At 59.9% G+C, this 21870-nt stretch carries 25 protein-coding genes; 11 read left to right on the top strand and 14 right to left on the bottom strand.

Going from position 1 to position 21870, the window contains the following annotated elements; all coding sequences use genetic code 11:
* The first annotated feature begins 24 nt into the window (after positions 1 to 24).
* Together flgK and flgL are read left to right on the top strand one after the other, a co-directional pair.
* Positions 25 to 1644: a flagellar hook-associated protein FlgK gene (gene flgK / locus GNX18_RS09160; protein ID WP_166217297.1), complete on the top strand. Its 1620-nt coding sequence runs from the start codon at positions 25 to 27 to the stop codon at positions 1642 to 1644.
* A 46-nt stretch (positions 1645 to 1690) separates the two neighbouring features.
* A complete protein-coding gene (gene flgL, locus GNX18_RS09155; RefSeq protein ID WP_166217294.1) occupies positions 1691 to 2890 on the top strand; it encodes a flagellar hook-associated protein FlgL in 1200 nt (399 codons plus the stop codon).
* 78 nt (positions 2891 to 2968) lie between these two features.
* On the opposite strand, the gene fliR is transcribed toward flgL, so the two are convergent.
* The 13 genes from fliR to fliF all read right to left on the bottom strand — a co-directional run bounded on the left by fliR (position 2969) and on the right by fliF (position 14037).
* Positions 2969 to 3754, bottom strand: coding sequence for a flagellar biosynthetic protein FliR (fliR, locus tag GNX18_RS09150; RefSeq protein ID WP_166217291.1), 786 nt, complete (start codon positions 3752 to 3754; stop codon positions 2969 to 2971).
* A gap of 17 nt (positions 3755 to 3771) precedes the next feature.
* Complete coding sequence (gene fliQ, locus GNX18_RS09145) at positions 3772 to 4002, bottom strand: flagellar biosynthesis protein FliQ (protein ID WP_371808104.1); 231 nt, start codon at positions 4000 to 4002, stop codon at positions 3772 to 3774.
* A gap of 152 nt (positions 4003 to 4154) precedes the next feature.
* Positions 4155 to 4883, bottom strand: coding sequence for a flagellar type III secretion system pore protein FliP (gene fliP / locus GNX18_RS09140; protein WP_166220509.1), 729 nt, complete (start codon positions 4881 to 4883; stop codon positions 4155 to 4157).
* Positions 4884 to 4918: 35 nt separating this feature from the next.
* A complete protein-coding gene (gene fliO, locus GNX18_RS09135; RefSeq protein WP_138233857.1) occupies positions 4919 to 5317 on the bottom strand; it encodes a flagellar biosynthetic protein FliO in 399 nt (132 codons plus the stop codon).
* Positions 5314 to 5781, bottom strand: coding sequence for a flagellar motor switch protein FliN (gene fliN / locus GNX18_RS09130; RefSeq protein ID WP_138233858.1), 468 nt, complete (start codon positions 5779 to 5781; stop codon positions 5314 to 5316). The genes fliO and fliN overlap by 4 nt, the downstream gene beginning before the upstream one ends.
* Positions 5778 to 6821, bottom strand: a complete 1044-nt coding sequence (gene fliM / locus GNX18_RS09125; RefSeq protein ID WP_166217288.1) for a flagellar motor switch protein FliM — start codon at positions 6819 to 6821, stop codon at positions 5778 to 5780. The genes fliN and fliM overlap by 4 nt, the downstream gene beginning before the upstream one ends.
* 11 nt (positions 6822 to 6832) lie before the next feature.
* Positions 6833 to 7318, bottom strand: coding sequence for a flagellar basal body-associated protein FliL (gene fliL / locus GNX18_RS09120; protein ID WP_138233860.1), 486 nt, complete (start codon positions 7316 to 7318; stop codon positions 6833 to 6835).
* Between the two features lie 180 nt (positions 7319 to 7498).
* Entirely contained in the window at positions 7499 to 8677 is a 1179-nt protein-coding gene (locus tag GNX18_RS09115) for a flagellar hook-length control protein FliK (protein ID WP_166217285.1), read from the bottom strand.
* Between the two features lie 20 nt (positions 8678 to 8697).
* Entirely contained in the window at positions 8698 to 9162 is a 465-nt protein-coding gene (fliJ, locus tag GNX18_RS09110) for a flagellar export protein FliJ (RefSeq protein ID WP_138233862.1), read from the bottom strand.
* On the bottom strand, positions 9159 to 10601 hold the full coding sequence (fliI, locus tag GNX18_RS09105; protein WP_166217282.1) for a flagellar protein export ATPase FliI: 1443 nt from the start codon (positions 10599 to 10601) through the stop codon (positions 9159 to 9161). Before fliI ends, fliJ begins: the two co-directional genes overlap by 4 nt.
* Positions 10598 to 11275 carry a flagellar assembly protein FliH gene (locus GNX18_RS09100; protein WP_166217279.1) on the bottom strand — a complete coding sequence of 226 codons (678 nt, stop codon included), beginning with the start codon at positions 11273 to 11275 and terminating at the stop codon, positions 10598 to 10600. Before GNX18_RS09100 ends, fliI begins: the two co-directional genes overlap by 4 nt.
* Positions 11268 to 12305 carry a flagellar motor switch protein FliG gene (gene fliG / locus GNX18_RS09095; RefSeq protein ID WP_240914318.1) on the bottom strand — a complete coding sequence of 346 codons (1038 nt, stop codon included), beginning with the start codon at positions 12303 to 12305 and terminating at the stop codon, positions 11268 to 11270. Before fliG ends, GNX18_RS09100 begins: the two co-directional genes overlap by 8 nt.
* Positions 12298 to 14037 carry a flagellar basal-body MS-ring/collar protein FliF gene (gene fliF / locus GNX18_RS09090; protein WP_166217276.1) on the bottom strand — a complete coding sequence of 580 codons (1740 nt, stop codon included), beginning with the start codon at positions 14035 to 14037 and terminating at the stop codon, positions 12298 to 12300. The genes fliG and fliF overlap by 8 nt, the downstream gene beginning before the upstream one ends.
* 264 nt (positions 14038 to 14301) lie before the next feature.
* On the opposite strand from fliF, the gene fliE reads away from it, so the two are divergent.
* Positions 14302 to 14631, top strand: coding sequence for a flagellar hook-basal body complex protein FliE (fliE, locus tag GNX18_RS09085; protein ID WP_138233866.1), 330 nt, complete (start codon positions 14302 to 14304; stop codon positions 14629 to 14631).
* 140 nt (positions 14632 to 14771) lie between these two features.
* On the opposite strand, the gene GNX18_RS09080 is transcribed toward fliE, so the two are convergent.
* A complete protein-coding gene (locus GNX18_RS09080) occupies positions 14772 to 15884 on the bottom strand; it encodes a FliC/FljB family flagellin (protein WP_138233867.1) in 1113 nt (370 codons plus the stop codon).
* A 262-nt stretch (positions 15885 to 16146) separates the two neighbouring features.
* Between GNX18_RS09080 and fliD the strand changes: the two genes are divergently transcribed.
* From fliD to GNX18_RS09040, 8 genes are all read left to right on the top strand, one after another.
* The gene (gene fliD, locus GNX18_RS09075; RefSeq protein ID WP_166217273.1) at positions 16147 to 17499 is read left to right on the top strand and encodes a flagellar filament capping protein FliD; all 1353 of its coding nucleotides are present in this window, start codon (positions 16147 to 16149) and stop codon (positions 17497 to 17499) included.
* Between the two features lie 22 nt (positions 17500 to 17521).
* Complete coding sequence (fliS, locus tag GNX18_RS09070; protein WP_138233869.1) at positions 17522 to 17938, top strand: flagellar export chaperone FliS; 417 nt, start codon at positions 17522 to 17524, stop codon at positions 17936 to 17938.
* Positions 17935 to 18321: a flagellar protein FliT gene (locus tag GNX18_RS09065; RefSeq protein ID WP_166217270.1), complete on the top strand. Its 387-nt coding sequence runs from the start codon at positions 17935 to 17937 to the stop codon at positions 18319 to 18321. Before fliS ends, GNX18_RS09065 begins: the two co-directional genes overlap by 4 nt.
* Entirely contained in the window at positions 18318 to 19271 is a 954-nt protein-coding gene (locus tag GNX18_RS09060) for a flagellar hook-length control protein FliK (RefSeq protein WP_166217267.1), read from the top strand. The genes GNX18_RS09065 and GNX18_RS09060 overlap by 4 nt, the downstream gene beginning before the upstream one ends.
* Positions 19268 to 19576 carry an EscU/YscU/HrcU family type III secretion system export apparatus switch protein gene (locus GNX18_RS09055; protein ID WP_166217264.1) on the top strand — a complete coding sequence of 103 codons (309 nt, stop codon included), beginning with the start codon at positions 19268 to 19270 and terminating at the stop codon, positions 19574 to 19576. Before GNX18_RS09060 ends, GNX18_RS09055 begins: the two co-directional genes overlap by 4 nt.
* A gap of 532 nt (positions 19577 to 20108) precedes the next feature.
* On the top strand, positions 20109 to 20411 hold the full coding sequence (gene flhD / locus GNX18_RS09050; RefSeq protein ID WP_138233873.1) for a flagellar transcriptional regulator FlhD: 303 nt from the start codon (positions 20109 to 20111) through the stop codon (positions 20409 to 20411).
* Between the two features lie 11 nt (positions 20412 to 20422).
* Complete coding sequence (gene flhC / locus GNX18_RS09045; protein ID WP_166217261.1) at positions 20423 to 20989, top strand: flagellar transcriptional regulator FlhC; 567 nt, start codon at positions 20423 to 20425, stop codon at positions 20987 to 20989.
* A 584-nt stretch (positions 20990 to 21573) separates the two neighbouring features.
* Complete coding sequence (locus GNX18_RS09040) at positions 21574 to 21852, top strand: hypothetical protein (RefSeq protein ID WP_138233875.1); 279 nt, start codon at positions 21574 to 21576, stop codon at positions 21850 to 21852.
* Positions 21853 to 21870 lie beyond the last annotated feature (18 nt).

The raw sequence follows: 21870 nt of genomic DNA, 5'->3' as shown, positions 1-21870 counted from the left end.
TAACGGTGACACGGAATCACGACGATGAGCATTTTCTCCATAGGCCTCAGCGGCCTGAGCGCCGCCCAGAACGCCCTCAATACCACCAGCAACAACATCAGCAATGTGTACACACCCGGTTACAACCGGGAGCTGACTCTGTTGAGCGAACGCAATGGCCTGGGCGGCGTTACGGTTGATGACATCCAGCGCCAGTTCGACAGCTTTGTCGCAGGCCAGCTCAACCGCGCCAACAGCCAGACCAGTGCGCTGGGCAGCTACGTCACACAAATTTCCCAGATCGACAATCTGCTGGCAGATCAGGACGCAGGCCTGGCGCCGCTGATGCAGAATTTTTTCAGCGCGTTTGAGGATCTGGTGAGTGCGCCGTCCGATCCCGCTGCGCGCCAGGGCGTGATCGGCGCTGCGGATACCCTGAGTGCGCAGTTCCGCTCCTTCGACGAATTCCTCAACGACATGCAGGATGGCATCAATAGCCAGATCCGCGATGAGATCACCCAGGTCAATAACACTGCGGCGCAGATCGCCAATCTCAACCGGGAAATTGCCCTCGCCAAGGCCAAACACGGCGAGGCACCCAACAGCCTGCTTAACCAGCGCGACCAGCTGGTGGCGGACCTGAGTACCCGCATCGACGTAGAGCTGTCGGTGCAGGAGAGCGGTACCTACAATCTTTCCATCGGCAATGGCCAGCCCATCGTTGCCGGCAGCCGCAGCTTTGAACTCGAAGCCGTGGCCAGTGCCAGCGATCCGGCGCGCTCGGTGGTGGGGTATCACGATGCCGCCGGCAATCTTGTTGAACTGAAGCAGGACAGCATCAGCGGCGGCAGCCTGGGCGGTCTGCTCAGCTTCCGCACCGAAGCACTGGATAAAACCCAGAATCAGCTTGGGCAGTTGGCGGTGACACTGGCAAGCGCCATCAACGAGCAGCACCGCGCCGGTTTTGACCTGAATGGCGATGCCGGCGGCGATATGTTCAGTGTGGGCGAGCCTAGGGCCCTGCGCAATGCCAACAACACTGGCAGCGCGGAATTCAGTGCTGCCTTTAGCGACCTAGGCCAGCTGGCGGCAACGGACTACGAATTGAAAGTCACCGATGCCGCCAGTGGCGAATTTCAGGTGACCCGTGTCGACAATGGCGAGCGCGTTACCGCCACGCTGGATGCGAATGGTCAGCTGAATTTTGGCGGCGTGGTACTCACCATTGACGACGCCGCCGCGCTGGCCGACGGCGACCGCTTCTCCCTGCAACCGGTGCGCGGTACCGCGAGCGCGATGGAAAATCTGATTGCGGATACCAGTGCTATTGCCGCCGGTGCGGGCGGTGGCAGCGGCGACAATGAAAATGCGCTGGCTCTGCAGGCATTGCAGCAGAAATCCCTGGTCGGCGGCAGCGCCACCTTCAACGGCGCTTACGCCATTATGGTCAGCGATGCGGGCAACCTCACGAATATCGCTCAGGTTAACCTCGACGCGCGCGAGGGCCTGAGCGAACAGCTGGCGGCGCTGCAGCAGTCCGAGTCCGGCGTGAATCTGGATGAGGAGGCCGCGAATCTTATTCGCTATCAGCAGTTTTACCAGGCCAACGCCAGAGTGATCCAGACCGCATCCACGGTGCTGGATGAAATTCTCGGACTGCGCTGATCCGGGTATCCGAATTCACTATTGACCTTTTGACAGAGGGACCGCGATGCGTATCAGCACGCTCACTATTTTCGAACAGAGCATGAGTTCGTTGAACCGCCAGCAGGGCAGCCTCATGCAGGTGAGTCAGCAGATTGCCTCCGGGCGCCGGGTGGTCAATCCGTCTGACGATCCGCAGGCGGCGTCGCAGGCGGTGCAGGTTTCCCAGTCTCTTGCCATCAACAGTCAGTATGCGGAGGCGCGGGTCAGCGCACGCAATGCGCTGGCGCAGGAAGAGAGCATTCTCAACAGCGTGAGTAGTGCGATCAGCAGCGCGCGCACCCTGATCATTCAGGCCAGCAATGATCCCCTGAGCGACGCCGATCGCGCTTCGGTAGCCAGTGAATTGCGCGGTATCTACGAAACCGTCATCGGCCAGGCCAACGCCACCGACGGCAATGGCCGCTATCTGTTTGGCGGCTACAAGGACGGCAGCGAACCGTTCGTGCGCGACGCCAGTGGAAATGTCAGCTATGTCGGTGATACCAACAGCCGCGAGGTGCGCGTAGACGCCTCGCGCCTGATGCCGGTGGCGGACAACGGCGATGCCATTTTCCGCAGTGTGCACACCGGTGCGGGTTATTTGGCAGAGGCCGACAGCGGCAATCAGGGCAGCGTGGTGTTCAAAGGCCCGCAGGTGGTGGATGAAAGCGACCCAGGTTACGGCGATGCCTACAACATTAGCTTTTCCGTGGATGCACAGGGTGTTGCCACCTATTCGGTCAACGGCGGTACGGCGCAGGCTTATGAAGCCGGCCAGTCGATCCGCTTTGGCGGCTTGTCGATCACCCTCGATGGCACCCCCGCCGATGGCGATAACATCCAGCTGGATCGGGCGCAGAACATGAATACGGATCTGTTCCGAACCTTTGAGAAAGCACTTGCGGTGTTGGAACAGCCGGCCAGCGGCGATACCGCCCGCGCCGCGCGCGCCAATACCCTGAGCAATGTGCTGCGCGAATTCGACAACAGTCTCGACAATGTACTCACCACCCGCGCGTCTGTCGGTGCGCGTATGAACGAACTGGATGTGGTGGACTCGGTCTCCGACAACCGCAGTCTGAATTACCAGGAAAAGCTGTCGGGACTGGTGGACCTGGATTACGTTTCCGCGATCGCCGAATACAGCTTGCGCCAGATCGGATTACAGGCCGCGCAGCAGGCGTTTATCGACATCAAGGGTATGACCCTGTTCGATCGTATGTAAGTCGCGCATAACTTGTAGGAGCCTGCTTGCAGGCGAATTGACCAGTGTTCGCCTGCAAGCAGGCTCCTACAGGTACCACTAGGCGGGCGCAAGTGCCGCGAGCAATTGCTGGATGGTACCGAGCCCCTGCTCAAACAGCAGCTGCAGAAAACGACCGAGATCGGTCATCAACATCAGTAACAGCAGCAACCCGAGAGTGAGTGAAACCGGAAAGCCGATGGAGAATACTGTTAGCTGCGGCGCCGAGCGGTTGAGTATGCCGAGCGAAAGATTAACCACGAGCAGCGCCGCCACCATTGGCAGCGCCAGCATCAGGCCCGCGGAAAAAATCGTACCGCCAAAGCGCGCCAGCATTTCAAACCCCGCCGGGTTCAGCCCGCTATAGCCGATGGGCAGTGTGTGAAAGCTCGCGGCCAGCGTGTCGATCACAATAAGATGCCCGTCCACCGCCAGAAACACCATCATCGCAATCAGGTGCAGAAAGCGCGATAGCACCATGGTGTTGACCCCATCGGGGGTGACAAAGGTGGCAAACGCCAGCCCCATCTGCAGGCCAATAAAATCTCCCGCTGCCTGTACCACCGCAAACATGACCCGCAGTACGAGCCCGATGGCCGCGCCGATCAACGTCTGCTCGACCATGATCCCGAGCCCCGCCCAGGACCAGATGGGCACCGCAGGCAGGGCCGGCAGATTGGGTGCAATCACAAACGCGAGCAGCGCGGCGAGACCGATTTTTACCCGCACCGGCGCCGCCTGGTGGCCAAGCAGCGGCGCCGCCATCAGAAAGCCGCCGATACGCACAAACGGCCACAGGAAAACCACCAGCCATGCGTGTAATTGTGCGTAGGAAATGTCGATCACGGCTTTTGCGACCCGGATCAGGATATCAACAGGGGAATATTCATAAACAGGGTGCGGGTGTAATCGACAATCAACGCCAGCAGCCAGGGCCCGGCGATGACCAGCACCGCAAATACCGCGAGAATTTTCGGAATAAACGACAGTGTCATTTCGTTGATCTGGGTGGCGGCCTGGAACAGGCTCACCAGCAGACCCACGACCAGTGCGGTGAGCAGCATTGGCGCACCGAGGGAGAGTGCGACCAGCATGGCCTGGTAGGCGAGGTTCATTACAGTTTCAGCGGTCACGGTATTTCGTCGTCCGTTTAATTGCTATTCGGTTTTTTTCAGTGTGCTGAACGATTGGCGAAGGTGCTGATACCGGGGGCAGCGCCGCCACCGGAATTATTCGAAGCAACGGCCTATGTATAAAAACTTTGTGCCAGTGAACCGATCAGCAATTGCCAGCCATCCACCAACACAAACAGCATCAACTTGAACGGCAGCGAGATAGTCGCCGGCGGTACCATCATCATGCCCAGCGCCATCAATACACTGGCCACCACCAGATCGATGATCAGGAACGGAATAAAAATCGTAAATCCGATCTGGAACGCCGTTTTCAATTCACTGGTGACAAACGCCGGCACCAGTACCCGCAGCGGTACATCCTGTGGCCCCTGGATATTTTCCACCTTGGCGAGCTTGGCAAACAGCGCGATATCCGGCTCGCGGGTCTGCGCCAGCATGAAGGCTTTCAACGGCTCGCTGCCGCGTTCGAGAAATTCTTCAAACTGAATTTCCTCCCGCGCCAACGGCTGCCAGGCATCGTCGTAGATTTTCTGAAACACCGGCGCCATCACGAAAAACGTCAGAAACAAGGTAAGCCCCAGCAACACCTGGTTGGGGGGCGCTGCCTGAGTGCCGATGGCGGTGCGCAGCAGGCCGAGCACGATGATGATGCGGGTGAAGCAGGTCATCATCAGCAGCACCGCCGGCAGGAACGCCAGGCTGGTGAGCAGCAGCAGCGTCTGCAGTTTGATCGACCACTGCTGGCCGCCGTCTGCGGTGGGCTGGCTCACCAGCCCGGTAATGGTGTCCTGCGCCCAGCCCAGGGAAGGTAAAGTGAATAACAGCAGTGCGGGAACCAGTGCGCGCGCGGTGCGCAGTGTCGGAATATTTGCGGTCACGGCTTGTCGCTCCCGCCGCGCAGATTCTGCCGCATAGCCTGTGCCAGGCGCTGGGCAAAGGTGTCGGGCAGCGGTGCTGAGGTGGATTGCTCACTCGGCGGGATTTCCGCCGGCAGCGTGTGCAGGTGACTGATCTGGCCGCCACCCACGCCGAGCAGCAGCCACTGATCCTGTACCTGCAACACCACCACCTTTTCGCGCGTACCCAGCGCCTTGCTGGCGACAATCTTCAACTGTGGGCCGTGGCTGTTGTGTCCCATCCCCGGCGCGAGCCGGCGCAGCAGCCACGCGCATAAAAGAATCAGGGCAATCAGCGCAATCAGCACGCCGGCCACTTTGCCCAGCATCGCCAGGCCGATGACGGATTCGCCGGCTGCGGCGCTGGCGGTGTTCATCGGTTGAGTTTGTGGATGCGTTCCTGGGGGGTGACGATCTCGGTAATCCGAATGCCGTATTTGTCTTCGATCACCACCACTTCACCCTGCGCCACCAGATAGCCGTTGATCAGGATATCCATCGGCTCGCCGGCGAGCCCGTCCAGTTCAATAACGGAGCCCTGGGCGAGCTCCAGCAACTGTTTGATGGTGATGCGGGTGCGGCCCAGTTCGACACTCAGGCGCACCGGGATATCCATCACCATTTCCAGATCGCGGGACATGGCGCTGGTGTTGCCTGCATCCAGCGGTTTGAACACCTGGTCCGCGGCGCTGCGCGGACCGTTGCCGGCATTTTCCTGTTCCGCCAGCGCTTCCGACCAGGGATCGGCGGCGGATTCGGTCAACTGTTCGGCCATGGCCGCGGCCCAGCTGTCGGCGCTGTCCTGCGGGGTTTGGTTCTCGACCTTGTCGCTGTCGCTCATGCTTCAGATTCCTCGACTTGCGGGGTGAGTCCCGCGTTGAAACTACTGGCCATGGTGGATGGCGTGTGCGCGCGGCGCTCAATAACCTGGGTAACCCGCAGTGCGCTCTGGCCATTGCGGCTGCCGTAGTCGCATTCCAGTACCGGCACACCGTCCACCCGTGCGGTGACACTGGTGGGGAGTTCGATGGGCAGAACGTCACCGGGTTTGAGCGCCAGTACCTGGCCGATACGGCTTGGGATAGCGGCGAACTCCGCTACCAGCTCGATTTCAGACTGGCGGATTTCGCCCGCCATGCGCCGGTTCCAGGTCTGGTCGCCGGCATCGCGGCCATCCACCACCGGGTTGGCGAGGCGGTCGCGCAGGGGTTCGATCATCGAATAAGGCATGCAGATCTGAAAATGTTCAGACAGATTGCCGACTTCAAGATGAAAACTGGTATTGACGATAATTTCGTTGGGCGAGTTGGTGATGTTGGCGAACCGAGCCTGTAGCTCCGAGCGCAGGTAGCTGATTTCCAGCGGGTACACCGAGCGCCAGGAATCCTGATAGGCATTGATGGCGAGATCCAGAATACGCTGGATCACGCGCTGTTCGGTATTGGTGAATTCTCGCCCTTCGGAGCGGGTGACAAAGCGACCGTCGCCGCCGAACAGGCTGTCCACCACCATAAACACCATCGCCGGCGGGAACACCATCAGTCCGGTACCGCGCAGCGGTTTCATGGCAATCAGGTTGAGATTGGTGGGCACCGGCAGATTGCGCGCGAAGTCCTTGAAGCTCTGGTAGCGCACCGATTCCACGGTGATATCTGCGGAGCGGCGGATCAGGTTGAACAGGCTCACGCGGAAGTGCCGCGCAAAACGCTCGTTGATGATGTCGATGCTGTGCAGACGTTCGCGGATTACCCGCTGCTGGGTGGCCGGATTGTACAGGCGCAGTTGCGGGGTTTCGGCGGCACTCTGGTTATCGCCGCTGTCGCCGTCGCCGTGCAGCAACGCATCGATTTCTTCCTGGGAGAGCAGATCGTCCTGGGACATGAACGGTTTCCCTATTGCACGATGAACTCGGTGAACAGCACGTCGTCAATCAGCAGCTCCGGCTGATTGTTGCCCATGGGCTCGGCGAGAGTGGCGAGAATACCTTTGACCAGCGCCTGCTTGCCTTCCAGCGTCGCCAGCGCCTCGGGCGACTGGGACGAATGCAGTATCAGCAGGCGGCTGCGCACCTGGGGCATGTGTTCGAGGAGAAAATCCCGGGTTTCGTTGTTGCCCACCTGCAGCGAAAACCCCACATACAGTAGGCGGTTGGCGAACTGATCACCCTGCAGATTGACGGTGAAGGGATCGATCTTGACGAAAATCGGATTGTCGGCGCGAACCGGTCCCGTGCTCTGCGCGTCGGCTTCCACGGTAGCCCGCGGATTTTCTCTGAGCAGCAGGTACATATTCATTGCCACCAGCGCGGCGATCAGCAGCACCGCGATGATTGCGAGCCACAGCAGGCCGCGGGATTTTCCAGAAGTCTCTTCAGCCATTGGGTTGTGCCTTGGTCCCCGAAATAGATGCAGGTTTGATACGCGGAGATAAACAAAAAAATTTTATCTCCGGCTGCGGGGAGTATGCCGGTGCGGCGTCAAGGTGAAGGCGAGAATAGACCCGCGAATTGGGTCTATCTCGGCGTTTCGTCATCGCGGGAAGGTGTGGTTTGTGCGCATTCAGGCGTAGAAATCGATCGCGCGCAGCGAAACAGGAACGGCTCCGGGCGCGTCGTCCGTGCCGGTGAAGCCGCTGCTGCCGAATTGGTCCGCGCCACTGTTGCCGCGGGCATTGCCTCCATTGTGTTGCGCGGATGCAGACTGCTGCTGGTGCGCCGGCTGCCGCTGGTCGCCCACGGAAGTTTCACCGAGGCTGATACCCTGCTGCGCGAGTGCCTCGCGCAAGTGCGGCAGTGCCTGTTCCACCGCACTGCGCACCGCGCCGTGCGCCGAGAAAAACTGCGCGCGCGCACCCTGGTCATCGAGGCTGAGACTCACCGACAGCGCGCCCAGCTCGCGGGGATGCAGGTAAAGGTCCACCTGTTGTTCGCCGCGGTGGACCATGTTCAGCAGATGCTGGCCAAACTCATCGCCCCAGGCGGCGCTGCCCAGCGCGGACTGCATCGCCAGCGCAGGCGCGGCCGGCAGGGCCTGGCCGGCGGTCGGCGATGCCGCAGAGGGGGTTGTGGGCAGCAGGGGCAGGGACTCCGCGCCGGCAGCCTGTGCGGCCTCGACCGCCAGCGGGCTGACGATCACGCCACTGGCAGTGGCGCCGTCGCTGGTCATGGGCGATGCGGATGGCGCGGGCGGTGCCAGGCTGGCAGCGGCCAGCGGAGCTTCGCTACTGGCAATGCGGCTGCCAACAACCTCGCCAACACCCCCGCCGACGCGGTTGTTCACCACTCCGCCAATCGCTTGTGAGAGCGGCGATCCAGAACCGGCGATTTCAGCGGAAGGCATTGCCGCAGGGCTCGCGGAGAGCAGTGCCATTGCCGGTATTCCGGCGGCTTCACCGCTTTCCCCGAGCATGGCTTCCGCCAGTTCTGTGTCGCTCCACTCGGCTTCCACCGGTTCCGCGTCCGCGATGGCGGCGGCGCTCAACGGTGCGGCGAGGGTTGCAGTGATCGGCCCCGGTGCCAGTTGTTGCAGCAGGCTGCCGGTGGCGAGCGGCGAGGTCTGCACCGCAATCCCGGCGGTTGCACTGCCGGCGGCCAGTGCTTCGCTGGAGCGGGCGGTGGCGGCCTGCAGCGTTTCTGCAAAGCGCGCGGCGGTTTCACCGGTCGCCCTTCTGCCGGTGCTATTTCCGGTTCCGGTGCCAGTGCCGGCGGGGGTCAGATTGAGCAGTGAGGTAATGTCCATTCAGCCGATTCCTGGATCGCTTATTGCGGGTTGTTGTCGTCCTGCCGGGGGCGGCGGGCGAGCAGATTCTGGGTCATTTCATCGGCCATACGCCGCTCGCGGCGCTGCTCGAGTTGTTGTTCCTGATGTGCGCGGCGGGATTCCAGCGCGCTGTAGGAGGTGAGCTGGCGCTGGCGTTGGCGCCAGTGCTCACTGCTGCTATCCATCCGCTCCTGTTGCTGTGCCAGCAGGCCGCGCGCGCGGTCGATGGCCTTGTCCAGCGAGCCGATAAACAGGTTGTAATCGTTCAGTGTGGCGCCGGCAATTCCCTGGGCCATGGCCTGCTGCAGACGATCGCAATACTCGTTGCGATAGCGCTGCAGGGTGGCGAGCTGACCGGCGGCCTGCTCGTGGGACTGGCGCTCTTCCGCCAGTGCGCGCCCGGCGCTGTCGCGGGCCTTGCGACTCTGATCGATCAGCAGATCGAGCGGGCCGGTGCGGCTCATGGTGTTGCTCCGGTGGTCGATGGGATGTTCGGTGCGGTGTTTGTCGCCGCTGCGGCAATCTCCGGCAGCAGCGCCGCCAGCGCGCTGGCGGTGGACGGCAGATCGGCGCACTCGTGCATGCCCTGCTGCAAAAAGCGTTCAATCATCGGGTGGCGCTGCACCGCCTGATCCAGTTGCGGATCGTGGCCGGGGCTGTAGGCGCCGACACTGATCAGGTCGCGGTTGCGCTGATAGCGGGAAAACAGCTGCTTGAGGCGCTGCGCCCGGCGCAGCTGTGTATCGTCGACGATCGCACTCATGGCGCGGCTGATCGACGCTTCGATGTCTATCGCCGGATAGTGGCCGGATTCCGCCAGCGGCCGCGACAGCACGATGTGGCCATCGAGAATCGCGCGCGCGGAATCGGCAATGGGATCCTGCTGATCATCGCCTTCGGTGAGCACGGTATAAAAGGCGGTGATGGAACCGCCGTTTTCGCCGTTGCCGGCGCGCTCCACCAACACCGGCAGGCGCGCAAACACCGACGGTGGATAACCCTTGGTGGCGGGTGGCTCGCCGATGGCGAGCGCAATTTCCCGTTGCGCCATGGCATAGCGGGTGAGGGAATCCATGATCAGCAACACGTTTTTGCCCGCATCGCGAAAGTACTCCGCAATGCGCGTGGCATAAGCGGCGCCCTGCAGGCGCTGCAACGCGGAGGTATCTGCGGGTGCCGCTACCACCGCGGCGCGACGGCGCCCCTCGTCGCCGAGAATATTGTCGATAAAGTCTTTTACTTCGCGCCCGCGCTCGCCGATCAGGCCCACCACGATCACATCTGCCGCGGTGTAGCGCGCCATCATTCCGAGCAGTACGGATTTGCCCACACCGGAGCCCGCAAACAGGCCTAGCCGCTGACCGCGCCCGACACTCAGCAGGCTGTTGATCGCGCGGATGCCGACATCAATCTGCTGTTTGATCGGCGTGCGGTTTAACGGGTTGAACGGGGCGGCGGCCAGACATCCACCAACCGACAGGTCCAGTGCCGGGCCGCCGTCGAGCGGGCGCCCGCTGCCGTCCACCACGCGCCCGAGCAGCTGTTCACCCAGAGGAAAACGGCGCGCGCCGTTGCCGCCCAGGGGGAATACCCGCGCGCCCGGGATGAGCCCGCTGACCGGCTCCAGCGGCATCAGGTACAAACGCTCGCCGGTGAAACCGACCACTTCCGCTTCCGCGTAGGAGGGGGGCTCGCCGGGGGCGCTGAGCTCAATGCGACAGCCACTGCCCAGGGGAATCTTCAGGCCCACCGCCTCCAGCACCAACCCGGTGGCGCGGACAATCTTGCCGCTGGTGCGATAAGGCGGTACTTCGGCGGCGCGGTTCCCGGCGCGGCCGAGCGCGGCGCGCCAGCGTTGTGGGTGCGGGTTGTGCGGCTCGGCCGCTGCGGTGGTGCCTGTCATGGGGCGTGTTCCCCGCTGCCACCCTCGGCCTGTGGCAGGAGCCGTGCCAGCAGGGCGTGCCAGTGGCTTTCGCGGCTTGCGTCGATTTCTCCGGTGCCGGTGGTCACGCGGCAGCCGCCGCGGGCGAGGCGTGGGTCCTGCTCCAGTTGCCAGCCGGCGCGTTCGAGTTCCGCGCCCAGTTCCTGCTGCACCAGTGGCAGATCGTCGGGGTGGAGCCACAGGCGCGTGTGTCCGTTGGTGGTGGGTTCCGCGCGCAGCAGCTTCTGTACCAGCCGCGTTACCTGCTGCGGCTCTGCGCGCAGGGCTTCACCGGCCAGATGTTTTCCTACCACCAGTGCCAGCGCGGTGATATCGGCGGCAATATCGCTATCCAGTTGCGCCAGCGCCTCACTGAAGTTCTGCGCCAGTGCGGTCAGTGGTGTCAGCAGCTCGCGGCGCTGCTGGCCGGTCTCGGCGAGACCGGCGCTGTGCCCTTCGGTATATCCCTCGGCGCGGCCGCGCTCGAAGCCTTCGGCATAGCCCGCGTCGTACCCCTGCTGGCGCGCCTCGGCGCGGGCCTGTTCGCGCAGCGCATTCAGTTCGTCGCTCAGGGAGCGCTGCAGCGCCGCGCGCCGTTCGTGCTGTCCGCTCAGGTCGTCCGGTTGCCAGCGGGTCCAGGCGCGTGCCTCAGACATAGATTTCCTCCCCGCCGCTCAGAACGATTTCGCCACTGTCGGCGAGGCGGCGCACGATCTGCAGAATGGCTTTGCGCTCGCGCTCCACCTGCGACATGCGCAGCGGCGCGCTGGCTTCGAACTCTTCGCGCAGCAGGGTGCCGGCGCGGCTCGACATATTGTTGAGGAATTTCTCCAGCAGTGCCGGGGCGCAACCCTTGAGGGCGGTAACCAGTTGTTTGTTCTCCACCTCTTTCAGCACCAGCTGAATCGCGCGGTTGTCGAGGTCCAGCAGGTTTTCGAACAGGAACATCTCGTCGATAATCTTTTGTGCCAGATCTTCGCTGTGTTCGCGCACCCGCTCGATTACGCTTTCCTCGGAATTGGAATTCATCAGGTTGAGAATTTCCGCCGCAGTGCGGGCGCCGCCCATTTTCGCGCGCTTCAGGTTCTGGCCATCCAGCATGCTTGTGAGTACTTCCGTGAGTTCCTGCAGCGCCGCCGGTTGTACACCGCTGAAGGTGGCAATGCGCAGCACCACGTCTTCGCGCAGCTTGTCTTCGAAGTACTCCAGTACCGAGGCCGCCTGACGGCGCTCCAGATGCACAAGGATGGTGGCGATAATTTGCGGGTGCTCGTCGCGGATCATCTCCGCCACGGTATTTGCGTCCATGATGTTGAGTGCATCGATGCCGGAGTCGGCATTGGTCACATCGAAAATATCTTCCAGCAGGCTGCTTGCGCGCTCGCTGCCCAGCGCTTTGGTCAGTACCGCGCGGATACGATCGCTGGAATACAGATTGAGCGCACCGAATTCCTCCGATTCCTCGTGGAAATCGTGCAGCACCTGACGCATTTCCTCATGGGACACGCTGCGCAGTGATGCCATCTCCTGGCTGATTTCCTGAACCTCGCGCGCGGTGAGATGTTTGAATACCTCGGCGGCGGCGTCTTCGTCCAGTGCCAACAGCAGGATCGCGCAGCGGCGCTTGCTGCTCATGGCTTTCTGTTTGCGCACGGCATTTTGAAAGTGCTGATTGGTATTAGTCATCCTGGTTCATCCAGCTGCGAACAATCATGGCCACCATGGCGGGGTCATCCTTCGCCATGCCCTGCAAATCCATCAGGTTCTGTTCGTACACCGAGGAGCGGCGCCGTTTGCGCGGCCGCGGTTGCTCCTGTGGCGGTTCGTCCATGTCGGCGGAATATTCGCCCGTATCGTAGAGGTAGCCTTCGGCATCGGCGGTGGCGGGCACAGCATTGGGGGCTGTGCCCGGCGCGTGCGGCAAGTTCGGCGTTGCGGTTGTGGTGGCTGGCGTCTGTGTGCGCAGCTGGTTGTGGCGCTCTACCATCGGGCGTACCAGCCATCGGAATGCGAGCAGCAGCGCAAGTCCCACCAGCAGATAGCGGCCGAGTGACAGCATCAACTGGCGCCAGAATGGATCTTCATGCCAGGCGATTGCCGGCGGTGCAGATTGCTCCTGTGAGGAAAACCGGCTGTTGACCACTTCCAGGCCGTCGCCGCGCTCTTCGGAATAGCCCATCGCCTGGCGCACCAGCTGCTCGATATGTTGCAACTCTTCCTCACCCAGAGGCTGCAGCGACACTGCGCCCTGTTCGTCGGTGACTTCCCGGTAATTCACTACCACCGCCGCGCTCAGCCGCTGCACGCGCCCGCGCTGGCGCTGGATATGGGTGATATCGCGATCGATTTCGTAGTTGACCAGTTGCTCCTGGCGCAGATGGCTGCGCTGGCGGCTCGCTTCTTCCTCGTTGTTTTGTGCGGTGGCCTCAATGGGGGAGGGCGCGCTGCCCGGCGGGGTGTTGGTGAGTGCGCCGGGAATACCGCCGGGGTTGGCGGCGTCGCCGTTGTAATCGGAATTGAACTGCCGGCTGCGCACGGTCGCGGGCGCACCGTCCTGATTCGGGGCAAAGCGCTCGCTGGTTTCCTCGCGCTGGTCGAAGTCCACCTGAGCCGTGACCTGGGCGCGTACATTGTGGCGGCCGAGCATTGGTTCGAGGATGCGTTCGATCCGCTGCTGGTAGCTGCTTTCAATACTGTGCACATAGTCGAGCTGGGTGCCGTCGAGACTATTTTCATCCGTACCCGGGCGGGAGAGCAGCCGTCCGGTCTGGTCTACCAGTGTCACATTCTCAGCGCTCAGATCCGGCACACTGCTCGATACCAGATGCACAATGGCCGCCGCCTGGCCCTCGCCGAGTACGCGTCCGGGCGCCAGGGTGAGTACCACGGAGGCTTTCGCCGGTTCGCGCTCGCGGATAAACACCGAGGGTTTGGCCATGGACAGGTGCACCCGTGCGCGCGTCACCGGCCCCAGGGATTCGATGGAACTGGCCAGCTCGCCCTGCAGGCTGCGCTGGAAATTCACACGCTCGGCAAACTGGCTGATGCCGAAGGCCTGGCGGTCCATGATTTCAAACCCGGCGTTGCCGCCGCTCGGCAGGCCCTGCTCTGCCAGTTGCAGGCGCAGGCGGTATACCTGGTCTTCCGGTACCAGCAGGGTGCGGCCACCCTGGCTGAATTCGTAGGGAATGGCGCGGCTCTCCAGCTCGCTGATGATACGGCCACCGTCCTGTTCGCTGAGATTGCTGAACAGTACCCGGTATTGCGGTGCCTGCGACCACAGCAGTACCGCCGCGACGATGGCAATAGCGGCGGCACCGGCGACCAGCAGTGGAATCAGCGGATTGGCCAGCAGGCGCGAAGACAGCTGGCCCAGAGACTGCACCGGCGATGCGGCGCTCTGCGCGGCGCTGCTCATCGCGGGTTCCTCTTATTTGCCGCGCCGGTTCTGGCGCGGTCGGGGTTGGTTCGCTCTCTGAAAGGCATTGCTGCTGGTTCACCCTGATTAGTAGACCGTTAGAAACGGTTGAATAAGCAGCGCTGATTATCAGCAGCGGGGAAAATGCTAAAGGAAGGAAAAGCCGGATTTTTTTGCCGCTAATTGACCGCTTGGGTGGTAGGGCTGCGCTGTTACCTTTGCACTGCGAAACTGCATTTACTGTAAAAAAGACGAGACGAAACCATGACCACACCAGTCACCTCCCTGCCGATGCAGAAGCTCCTCGGCCAGATGCAGGAGATGTCCGATGCGGCCGCCGGCAAAAAAACGCCTGTGGATCTTCAGGTCAGTGGCAGCTTTGGCGCTGCGCTGCGGGAGAGCCTGCAGCGGATTAACAGCCTGCAGAATGCGAGTACCGCTACCGCTCAGGCGTTCCAGTCTGGCGATCCGGGTGTGGAGTTGCACGAGGTGATGATTGCCGGGCAGAAGGCGAGTATTGCTTTTGAAATGGGGGTGCAGGTGCGCAACCGCCTGCTGAATGCCTACAAAGACATCATGAATATGCAGGTTTAACCGGCTGTTGAAGATCAACTTGTTCAACCGGGGCAAGGATGATCTTTTTCAATAAGCGGTTCAGTCCGCCGCAATACGGGCTAAAAAAATGGGCCCCATAAGGGGCCCGAAACAGAGTTGATTACTCTGGGAGGATGGATTTAGCCGAGCAGGGACAGCACGTTCTGCGGCAGCTGATTGGCCTGTGCCAGAACGGAAGTGCCGGCCTGTTGCAGAATCTGCGCACGGGTCATGTTGGACACTTCGGTCGCGTAGTCGGCATCTTCGATACGTGAACGCGCCGCGGACAGGTTGGTCTCGGTGGTGCTCAGGTTGCTGATTGCGGACTCGAAGCGGTTCTGGATCGCACCCAGGTCGGAGCGCAGGGAGTCGACGCTGCTCAGTGCGCTGTCCAGGGTCGCCAGCGGATTGGCGGTGGCGGTGAGGCCGGCTTCCGCGTCGGCATCGTAGGCATCTTTTGCTGCCTGCAGACCGGCGGCGTCGGTGAAGTCGTGGGTGACAGCACCGTTCGCAGCGACGTCACCGGCGGCAATCTTGTACATGTTGCCGTCTTCGTCCTTGATCGCGTACTCGGCGTATTTGCCGGTAGCGGAATCGTAGGCGCCATAGCCGTGCAGGGTTACGTTTCCAGCCGGGCCGTTGGCGATGCCGCTCAGGTCGATCTGGTTGGTGGTGGTATTGCCAGCACCGTCATCGGTGGTGATTTCGGTCAGGGAGCTGGACAGGGAACCGACGTTGAAACCGCTCAGGCCCAGGGTCTGGGAATTGATTTCTTTCAGATCGATGGTGATCTGCTCGCCGTCGTTGGCGCCAACCTGAATGGTGAAACCGCGGTCTTCAGACAGCACTTTCACGCCGTTGAAGTTGGTTTCGGAGGAGATGCGGTCGATCTCGGACAGGCGCTGGTTGATTTCCGCCTGGATGGAGTCGCGGTCGCTCTGGGAGTTGGTGTCGTTCTGCGCCTGCACGGTCAGTTCGCGGATGCGCTGCAGGTTGTCGTTTACCTGGTTCAGAGCGCCCTCGGCGGTTTGTGCCACGGAGATACCGTCGTTGGCATTGCGCTGAGCCTGAGACAGACCGGTGATCTGGGAGCTCATACGGTTGGCGATGGCCTGACCGGCGGCGTCGTCGGCGGCGCTGTTGATGCGCAGACCGGAAGACAGGCGCTCCATGGAGGTCTGCAGGGCGCTCTGGGATTTGCTCAGGTTCTGCTGGCCGATCATGGCCGTGATATTGGTGTTGATCACTGACATTGTTGTGTCCCTCTGTGTGTCACCGTTTGATTGTCAAAACAACGGCGCAGGCCGTTACTCCGTTTTTCGGCAGCAGCGAAATGAGCTTTAGCACTTTTACCGGTAATTTTTGAATTTCCGCCTTGAGAAGAAAGCGCTGGAAAAAAACCTAAAGTTGCGCCTGCCGCAGCCGATGTGGAAAGTGACCGTTAGTGCCTGACGGGTTTCAGGTGGAATCCGGTGATGCAATCCGGGTTGGAAATTTCTAAATGAGGGGAACTCGATGGCCAGTATTTCATCCCTGGGAATAGGGTCGGGACTGGACCTGAGCGGGCTGCTGGACCAATTGGAATCCGCGGAGCGTCAGAAGTTGACGCCGATTGCGCGGCAGCAGCAAAGCTATCAAACCAAAATCTCCGCCTTTGGCCTGCTGGAGAGTGCACTGGATAAAGTGAAAGACGCCGCGGCCGCACTCAGCGACGCGGAAGACTTTGCCGATGTGGAAACCAGTCTCAGTGGCGAGGCGCTGACCATCAGTGCTGGCGAAGGCGCCATTGTCGGCAACTATGAGATCGACGTTACCCAGCGCGCGCGCAGCTACAGCATCGCCACTATGGGAGTGGCCGACAAAGAGGCACAGCTCGGCGGCGGCAGCATTGAATTCACCCTCGGCAACGGTGAGACTTTGAGCGTCGCCATCGACGAGGCCGACAGTTCTCTCGAAGATGTACGCAATGCCATCAACAGTGCCGACGCAGGTGTCGTGGCATCTATCGTGAATGACGGCAGTGGCACACCTTACCGGCTGGTACTTTCCTCTGCGGATTCCGGCACCGAGGCGGCGATTGCGAATATCGACTTCACCGGTGATCTCGGTGCTTCGCTGGCGCTGGATGCGGCCACGGAAGTTGAGGCGAAGAACGCGCAACTGACCGTAAACGGTATTGCGATTCAGTCTCAGAATAACCGCGTCGAGGGTGCCATAGAGGGTATTACCCTGGATCTTGAAAAGACAGGGACCGCCACACTCGAAGTAACCCGTGATACCGATGGTATTGAAAAGAAACTGACAAGTTTTGTGGATGCCTACAACGACCTGCAGGAGCGCCTCTCCGACCTGACCAAGTTTAATACCGAGTCCGGCGTCGGTGGTGTGCTGCAGGGCAATGCCACGGTGCGGAGCATCGAGTCACAGATGCGCAATTTGCTCGGCGGTTCGCTGGAGAGCGATACCTTCTCATCCCTGGCGGACCTCGGTATCACCCTGGAGATCGACGGCACACTGACGCTGGATGAAGAAAAAGTCGACGACCTGGTGAGCAATCGCCTCGGCGAACTCTCGCGTTTTTTTGCCGGTACCAGTGACGACTCCGATGGCTTTGCTGATCGCATCGAAAGTGTGCTGGGTGCGATGACCGAAGAAGATGGACTGCTGGAAACCGCGACCAGCGGACTGGAAGCCAGCATTGCATCCACCGAAGATCGCTATGCACGGGTCGAGGCCCAAATTGCCAGCACCATAGAGCGCTACCGCACCCAGTTCAGCCAGCTTGATAGCCTGATTGCGCAGATGAATTCCACCAGTACTTATCTGACCCAGCAATTTGAAGCATTGGCCGCGCAAACCCAAAAATAACAACGGATGAAAGAGGTCAGAGGTGTACTCGAAACGATCCCCAGGTCGTGCACAAGGTGCTGCCAGTTACGCCAAGGTCGGGCTGGAAAGTGACGTGCTGTCGGCCAGTCCGCATCGTCTTATCTTGCTGTTGTTCCAAGGTGCGGACACGGCGATCGGTGCCGCCCTGGTCTATATGCAGGACGGCAATGCCGCAGAAAAAGGTCGCGCTATTTCCAGGGCACTGGACATTGTAAACAACGGTCTGGCCGCAGCACTTGACCTGGAACAGGGCGGCCAACTGGCCGTGCAGATGGCCAGCCTGTACGACTATATTGCCCGCCAGTTACTCAACGCCAATCTGAAAAACGACAGCACGCCATTGCTGGAAGCGCGGAAACTGCTGGAAGATCTGGCATCCGCCTGGCGAGAAGTTGATCCGGGACGGCAACATTCATGAAGAACCATCACATTGTCGACGACAGCCCGCTGACCACGCCATCGCGTCTGTTGGCCGCCTACGCCAACCTGCTGGCCCGCTCCACCCGTATGTTGACCTGGGTGAAAGAGCACGACTGGTTCAATCTGGTGGAAGAGCAAACCTGCTATGCCATCGAAGTTGAATCCATTGCCGCAGCCGAAGTGAACATAACACTGAGTGATGACGAGCGCCGCCGTAAATTGTTGCTGCTGGAGCAGATCGTCGAGCAGGATCTGGAAATACGGCGGCGATTGCGCGAACGCCAGGGAGAACTGCGGCAGTTGATTGGCACTCACCAGAGTAAACGCAACCTGTCCCGATCCTACGGTGCCGTGATACCGCTGGAGACGGATTTCCGTTGAGCGGTATTACCTTCCTGCTGGACACGCTTTTGCACCAGGTATTGGGCAAGCGGGTGGACACCGCGACGCCGGAGCGGCAGCCCGCACCGGTAAAACCGCTGACACCGGCGGATGCCGTACAGCAACTGCGCAGCGACTCGCGCCTCGACCCGCGTCGCGACGCCACCTTGTTCGGTGGGAATGAGAATATTTCCGGAAAAAATGCTTCCGAGACGATCAGCAACTCCGGTCTGCAGGATATCTCCAGGCCCAAAATACAGCACGCTGGTGTGCAGCTGAGCACCGTTGCGCGCACCCTGTCGGAACTATTACGTGATACGCAGGAGACCGCGCCGGTTATCCGCCCTGTGCGGCCACTGGCCGATAGCGACCAGCCGCGAGCGATGGAACTGGCAGCCACATTGAAATCCAGTGTGGAGAACAGCGGTCTGTTTTACGAGTCGCATCTGCTGCGGTGGTATCGCGGTGAACGGGAGCGTTTGCTGCTGGAGAGCGAACCGCAAATGCAAACCGGCGCAGGGGGCGCGCCTGGTTCCGGTATGCCGGCGAAAGAAGAATCGTTGCAGGTTTTATTGCGGCAGCAGCTGGAGTTACTGGCGACACCACAGTTACGTTGGGAAGGAGAGGTCTGGCCCGGACATTACCTTGAGCTGTGCATTCGTATGCGAGAAGACGACGGACAGAATGCCGGTCTTGCGCACTACAGTTCCGGAAGCGAGACGGGCGACGCGTCGGAAACATTCTGGGAGGTGGACCTGAAGCTTGTTCTGCCTGTCGTTGGTGAAATATCCCTGCATCTAACGATGTCGGACGATAGTCTCAAGATTGTTGCGCAACCGGAAACGCCTGTGGTGGAAAATCTTGTGGCAAATAAAATGCCCGATCTGCATCGTCAGTTGGATGCACTCGGTTTTGTCCGGTTGCAGTTGGACATTGGCTCGGTGCAATGACAAAGCGCAGCGGAAACCAGGGTCCCAATCAACCGCGCCGCCGCGCAGTGGCGATCGGGCAGAACGGCCATGATGATGTTGCAAAGATTCTGGCTGCAGGTTACGGAGAAGTGGCAGAACGCATCATTGAATCTGCGCGGGAACACGAAATTTTTGTGCACGATGCGCCGGCGCTGGTCTCTCTGTTAATGCAACTGAATCTCGATCAAAAAATACCGCCGAAACTCTACGCAGTTATTGCAGAAATTTTGATCTGGTCGCGGAATTTCGAGACAGAAAAGTTAAAAAAAGAACCAATTGAATAACAAAAACTGTCTCATTTATGGACAAGAGTCATGCAATGAACAATCTGATTAAATTGGACAAAAAAATAGATTTATCTGCGGGTAATTGTGTTACCTTTGCCTTGAAGGTGAACGGGTTCTCCGGGGTTTTGTGACCAAGTTCACAGTTTGCGGTTATCTTGTTTGATGCTGAATGCGGTACTGCAAACTGGTGTTGTTTTAAGCAGAGTCGTGAATTTCAGGGGTTTTGAAGCGCGGCCTGTAGACACCCTTCTTATTAAAAGTGTCTTGTGCGAAGTGGGGTCCTTCTGAAGGGAGCTGTTTAGAATTCTCGCTTGAGTTCTGCAGGTTCCATTCAAAAGTACTTCCAGGGACGGAGTGATTGGGGGCGGTTTTAACACCAGTTCTGTTGGTGCGAAGATCGGATTTTCCTGCATTAAAGAAAGGACTCGGCTTGAAGGGGTCCCTTTGCTTCCGGGCATTCGCTGAACGCAACCAACCTATTGAAGGTGCGATCAGCAGATAAAAAGAAGTAAAGGAGGATGGCGGTTCAATGTTCGATAATGCAATCAACGAAATCCAGGATATCAATCTCAGTTATCTTTTGTTGGCGCAGCGGCTTTTGAAAGAAGACTACGCGACGGCATTGTTCAGGTTCAAGCTGGATGAGTCCGTAGCCTCTGTGCTCGCATCCCTCACCGCGCGGCAACTGACCAGGTTGGCCCGCTCCAACCAGCTGGTGTTCAAGATGAACTTTGAGGACGCCGCGCAGTTGGAGCAACTCACCAGTACCAAGCGGGCCGAAGGGCTGGAACACATTCACGCTGCTCTTCTCATGTCATCCAGCGTCAACTGAGTGAGCTGGAAATGTCCGAGAAAAGTTTGCTTGATGAGATGCAGCAGGTTCAGCTGGCGATCGAGCTGATTGAATTAAATGCCCGGCTGCAGGTGCTGGAATCTGAAACCGACCTCAGCCGTGGACGCCTGATTCGCCTGTACAAAGAGGTACGGGGTATTTCTCCACCTAAGGGGATGCTGCCATTCTCTACGGATTGGTTCATCACCTGGATGCCCAACATCCACGCGTCGCTGTTTTACGGTATTTACCTGCACTTGACGCGGAATCAGGGCTGCGAGCGTATGGCAGGTTTCATCAAGGCCTACCGCCTCTACCTTGAACTGGCGGCGAGCGAGGATGAAGCTGAGCCAGTGCTCGGCCTGACCCGGGCCTGGACCCTTGTGCGCTTTTTTGAAAGCGGGCTGTTTGATCTCTCCACCTGTACCAGCTGCAAGGGGCGGTTTGTGAATCACGCCCATACTCCCAGCCACGACTATGTCTGTGGTATTTGCCAGCCGCCGTCGCGGGCGGGGAAAACCCGTAAACGCGCCAATGGCCCCGCTGCTATTCCCGATGAAAAAACAGAAGTTGCGTGAGCGATTTCTGAGTTAAGCCGGGATTTCCTCCGCCGCATCGAACTCTCGGTGCGGCATTCCTGTTCTCGCCCGTTTTTTTCTTTACCGCTTTCATCTCTTCTCTTCTTTTCATCTTCGTTATCGCACTCTTTCTAGGGTACCTCTAAAAATCGTCATTCCCACGTAGGTGGGAATCCACAAGTCCTGTGGTTACTGGACCCCCGCCTGCGCGGGGGTGACGTACAACGACGCGACGCCGACCGAGGTGCAGGCATCGGACCCCCCGCCTGCGCGGGGGTGACGAATAATGAATTTTGGAGGTGCCCTCTATTCTCTTGCGCGATTTTTTACCTGTTTTACGTTTTGATTTTCAAGTCAGGTAAATTCGTGCCGATATAGAAAGAGAGGCGCAATAAATAATTTCCTGATAAGCGCTATTTGCGACGCAGGAGATGCGACTTGCGCCATCTCGCTTGGCCACACGAGTGTTTTTCGCGCTGGCGGATACACTGAAGGTGTTGGCTCTGATAGCAGGCCGGGAGATGCTAGCCATGCGGAATGAAAGATGGGCGCTTGGGGCAATATTGTTTATAGCGGGAAGCGGAATGTCGCCCTATAACTGGAGCGAGTCCAGTCTGTCTGCATCGGCGTCCATGAGGATCTCTCTTCAGGTGCCAACACAGGTCAGTCTGCGCCAGACGGAAGACCCCGCATTCGATGTGCTGTGCATGAAGCGGATGCCGGCGGCCTACTATCATATCTACGTCAGGGATATGGAGGCGCCAGTCAGCGCAGACTCAATCTTCATCAGCAAGCACCAGAGTGCCTGCTTTCCCGTATCGGCATCCAAGGCCGGGAAACTGGTATTCATTGTAGCGGAGTAGCCGGTTTCCCAAAGGGAA

Source organism: Microbulbifer sp. SH-1 (assembly GCF_011326135.1).
Classification (GTDB): domain Bacteria; phylum Pseudomonadota; class Gammaproteobacteria; order Pseudomonadales; family Cellvibrionaceae; genus Microbulbifer; species Microbulbifer harenosus.
The sequence above is the reverse complement of the archived record's forward strand: the minus strand, read 5'-3'. Positions and strand labels throughout refer to the sequence as shown.

Excerpts from the sequence above, each read along its gene's own strand:
- flgK (WP_166217297.1), top strand. The coding sequence starts at position 25 with ATGAGCATTTTCTCCATAGGCCTCAGCGGCCTGAGCGCCGCCCAGAAC.
- flgL (WP_166217294.1), top strand. The coding sequence starts at position 1,691 with ATGCGTATCAGCACGCTCACTATTTTCGAACAGAGCATGAGTTCGTTG.
- fliQ (WP_371808104.1), bottom strand. The coding sequence starts at position 4,002 with ATGCTGGTCGCACTCTCCCTCGGTGCGCCAATGCTGCTCACCGCACTG.
- fliO (WP_138233857.1), bottom strand. The coding sequence starts at position 5,317 with ATGAACACCGCCAGCGCCGCAGCCGGCGAATCCGTCATCGGCCTGGCG.
- fliN (WP_138233858.1), bottom strand. The coding sequence starts at position 5,781 with ATGAGCGACAGCGACAAGGTCGAGAACCAAACCCCGCAGGACAGCGCC.
- fliM (WP_166217288.1), bottom strand. The coding sequence starts at position 6,821 with ATGTCCCAGGACGATCTGCTCTCCCAGGAAGAAATCGATGCGTTGCTG.
- fliL (WP_138233860.1), bottom strand. The coding sequence starts at position 7,318 with ATGGCTGAAGAGACTTCTGGAAAATCCCGCGGCCTGCTGTGGCTCGCA.
- GNX18_RS09115 (WP_166217285.1), bottom strand. The coding sequence starts at position 8,677 with ATGGACATTACCTCACTGCTCAATCTGACCCCCGCCGGCACTGGCACC.
- fliJ (WP_138233862.1), bottom strand. The coding sequence starts at position 9,162 with ATGAGCCGCACCGGCCCGCTCGATCTGCTGATCGATCAGAGTCGCAAG.
- fliI (WP_166217282.1), bottom strand. The coding sequence starts at position 10,601 with ATGACAGGCACCACCGCAGCGGCCGAGCCGCACAACCCGCACCCACAA.
- GNX18_RS09100 (WP_166217279.1), bottom strand. The coding sequence starts at position 11,275 with ATGTCTGAGGCACGCGCCTGGACCCGCTGGCAACCGGACGACCTGAGC.
- fliG (WP_240914318.1), bottom strand. The coding sequence starts at position 12,305 with ATGACTAATACCAATCAGCACTTTCAAAATGCCGTGCGCAAACAGAAA.
- fliF (WP_166217276.1), bottom strand. The coding sequence starts at position 14,037 with ATGAGCAGCGCCGCGCAGAGCGCCGCATCGCCGGTGCAGTCTCTGGGC.
- fliE (WP_138233866.1), top strand. The coding sequence starts at position 14,302 with ATGACCACACCAGTCACCTCCCTGCCGATGCAGAAGCTCCTCGGCCAG.
- GNX18_RS09080 (WP_138233867.1), bottom strand. The coding sequence starts at position 15,884 with ATGTCAGTGATCAACACCAATATCACGGCCATGATCGGCCAGCAGAAC.
- fliD (WP_166217273.1), top strand. The coding sequence starts at position 16,147 with ATGGCCAGTATTTCATCCCTGGGAATAGGGTCGGGACTGGACCTGAGC.
- GNX18_RS09065 (WP_166217270.1), top strand. The coding sequence starts at position 17,935 with ATGAAGAACCATCACATTGTCGACGACAGCCCGCTGACCACGCCATCG.
- GNX18_RS09055 (WP_166217264.1), top strand. The coding sequence starts at position 19,268 with ATGACAAAGCGCAGCGGAAACCAGGGTCCCAATCAACCGCGCCGCCGC.
- flhD (WP_138233873.1), top strand. The coding sequence starts at position 20,109 with ATGTTCGATAATGCAATCAACGAAATCCAGGATATCAATCTCAGTTAT.
- flhC (WP_166217261.1), top strand. The coding sequence starts at position 20,423 with ATGTCCGAGAAAAGTTTGCTTGATGAGATGCAGCAGGTTCAGCTGGCG.
- GNX18_RS09040 (WP_138233875.1), top strand. The coding sequence starts at position 21,574 with ATGTCGCCCTATAACTGGAGCGAGTCCAGTCTGTCTGCATCGGCGTCC.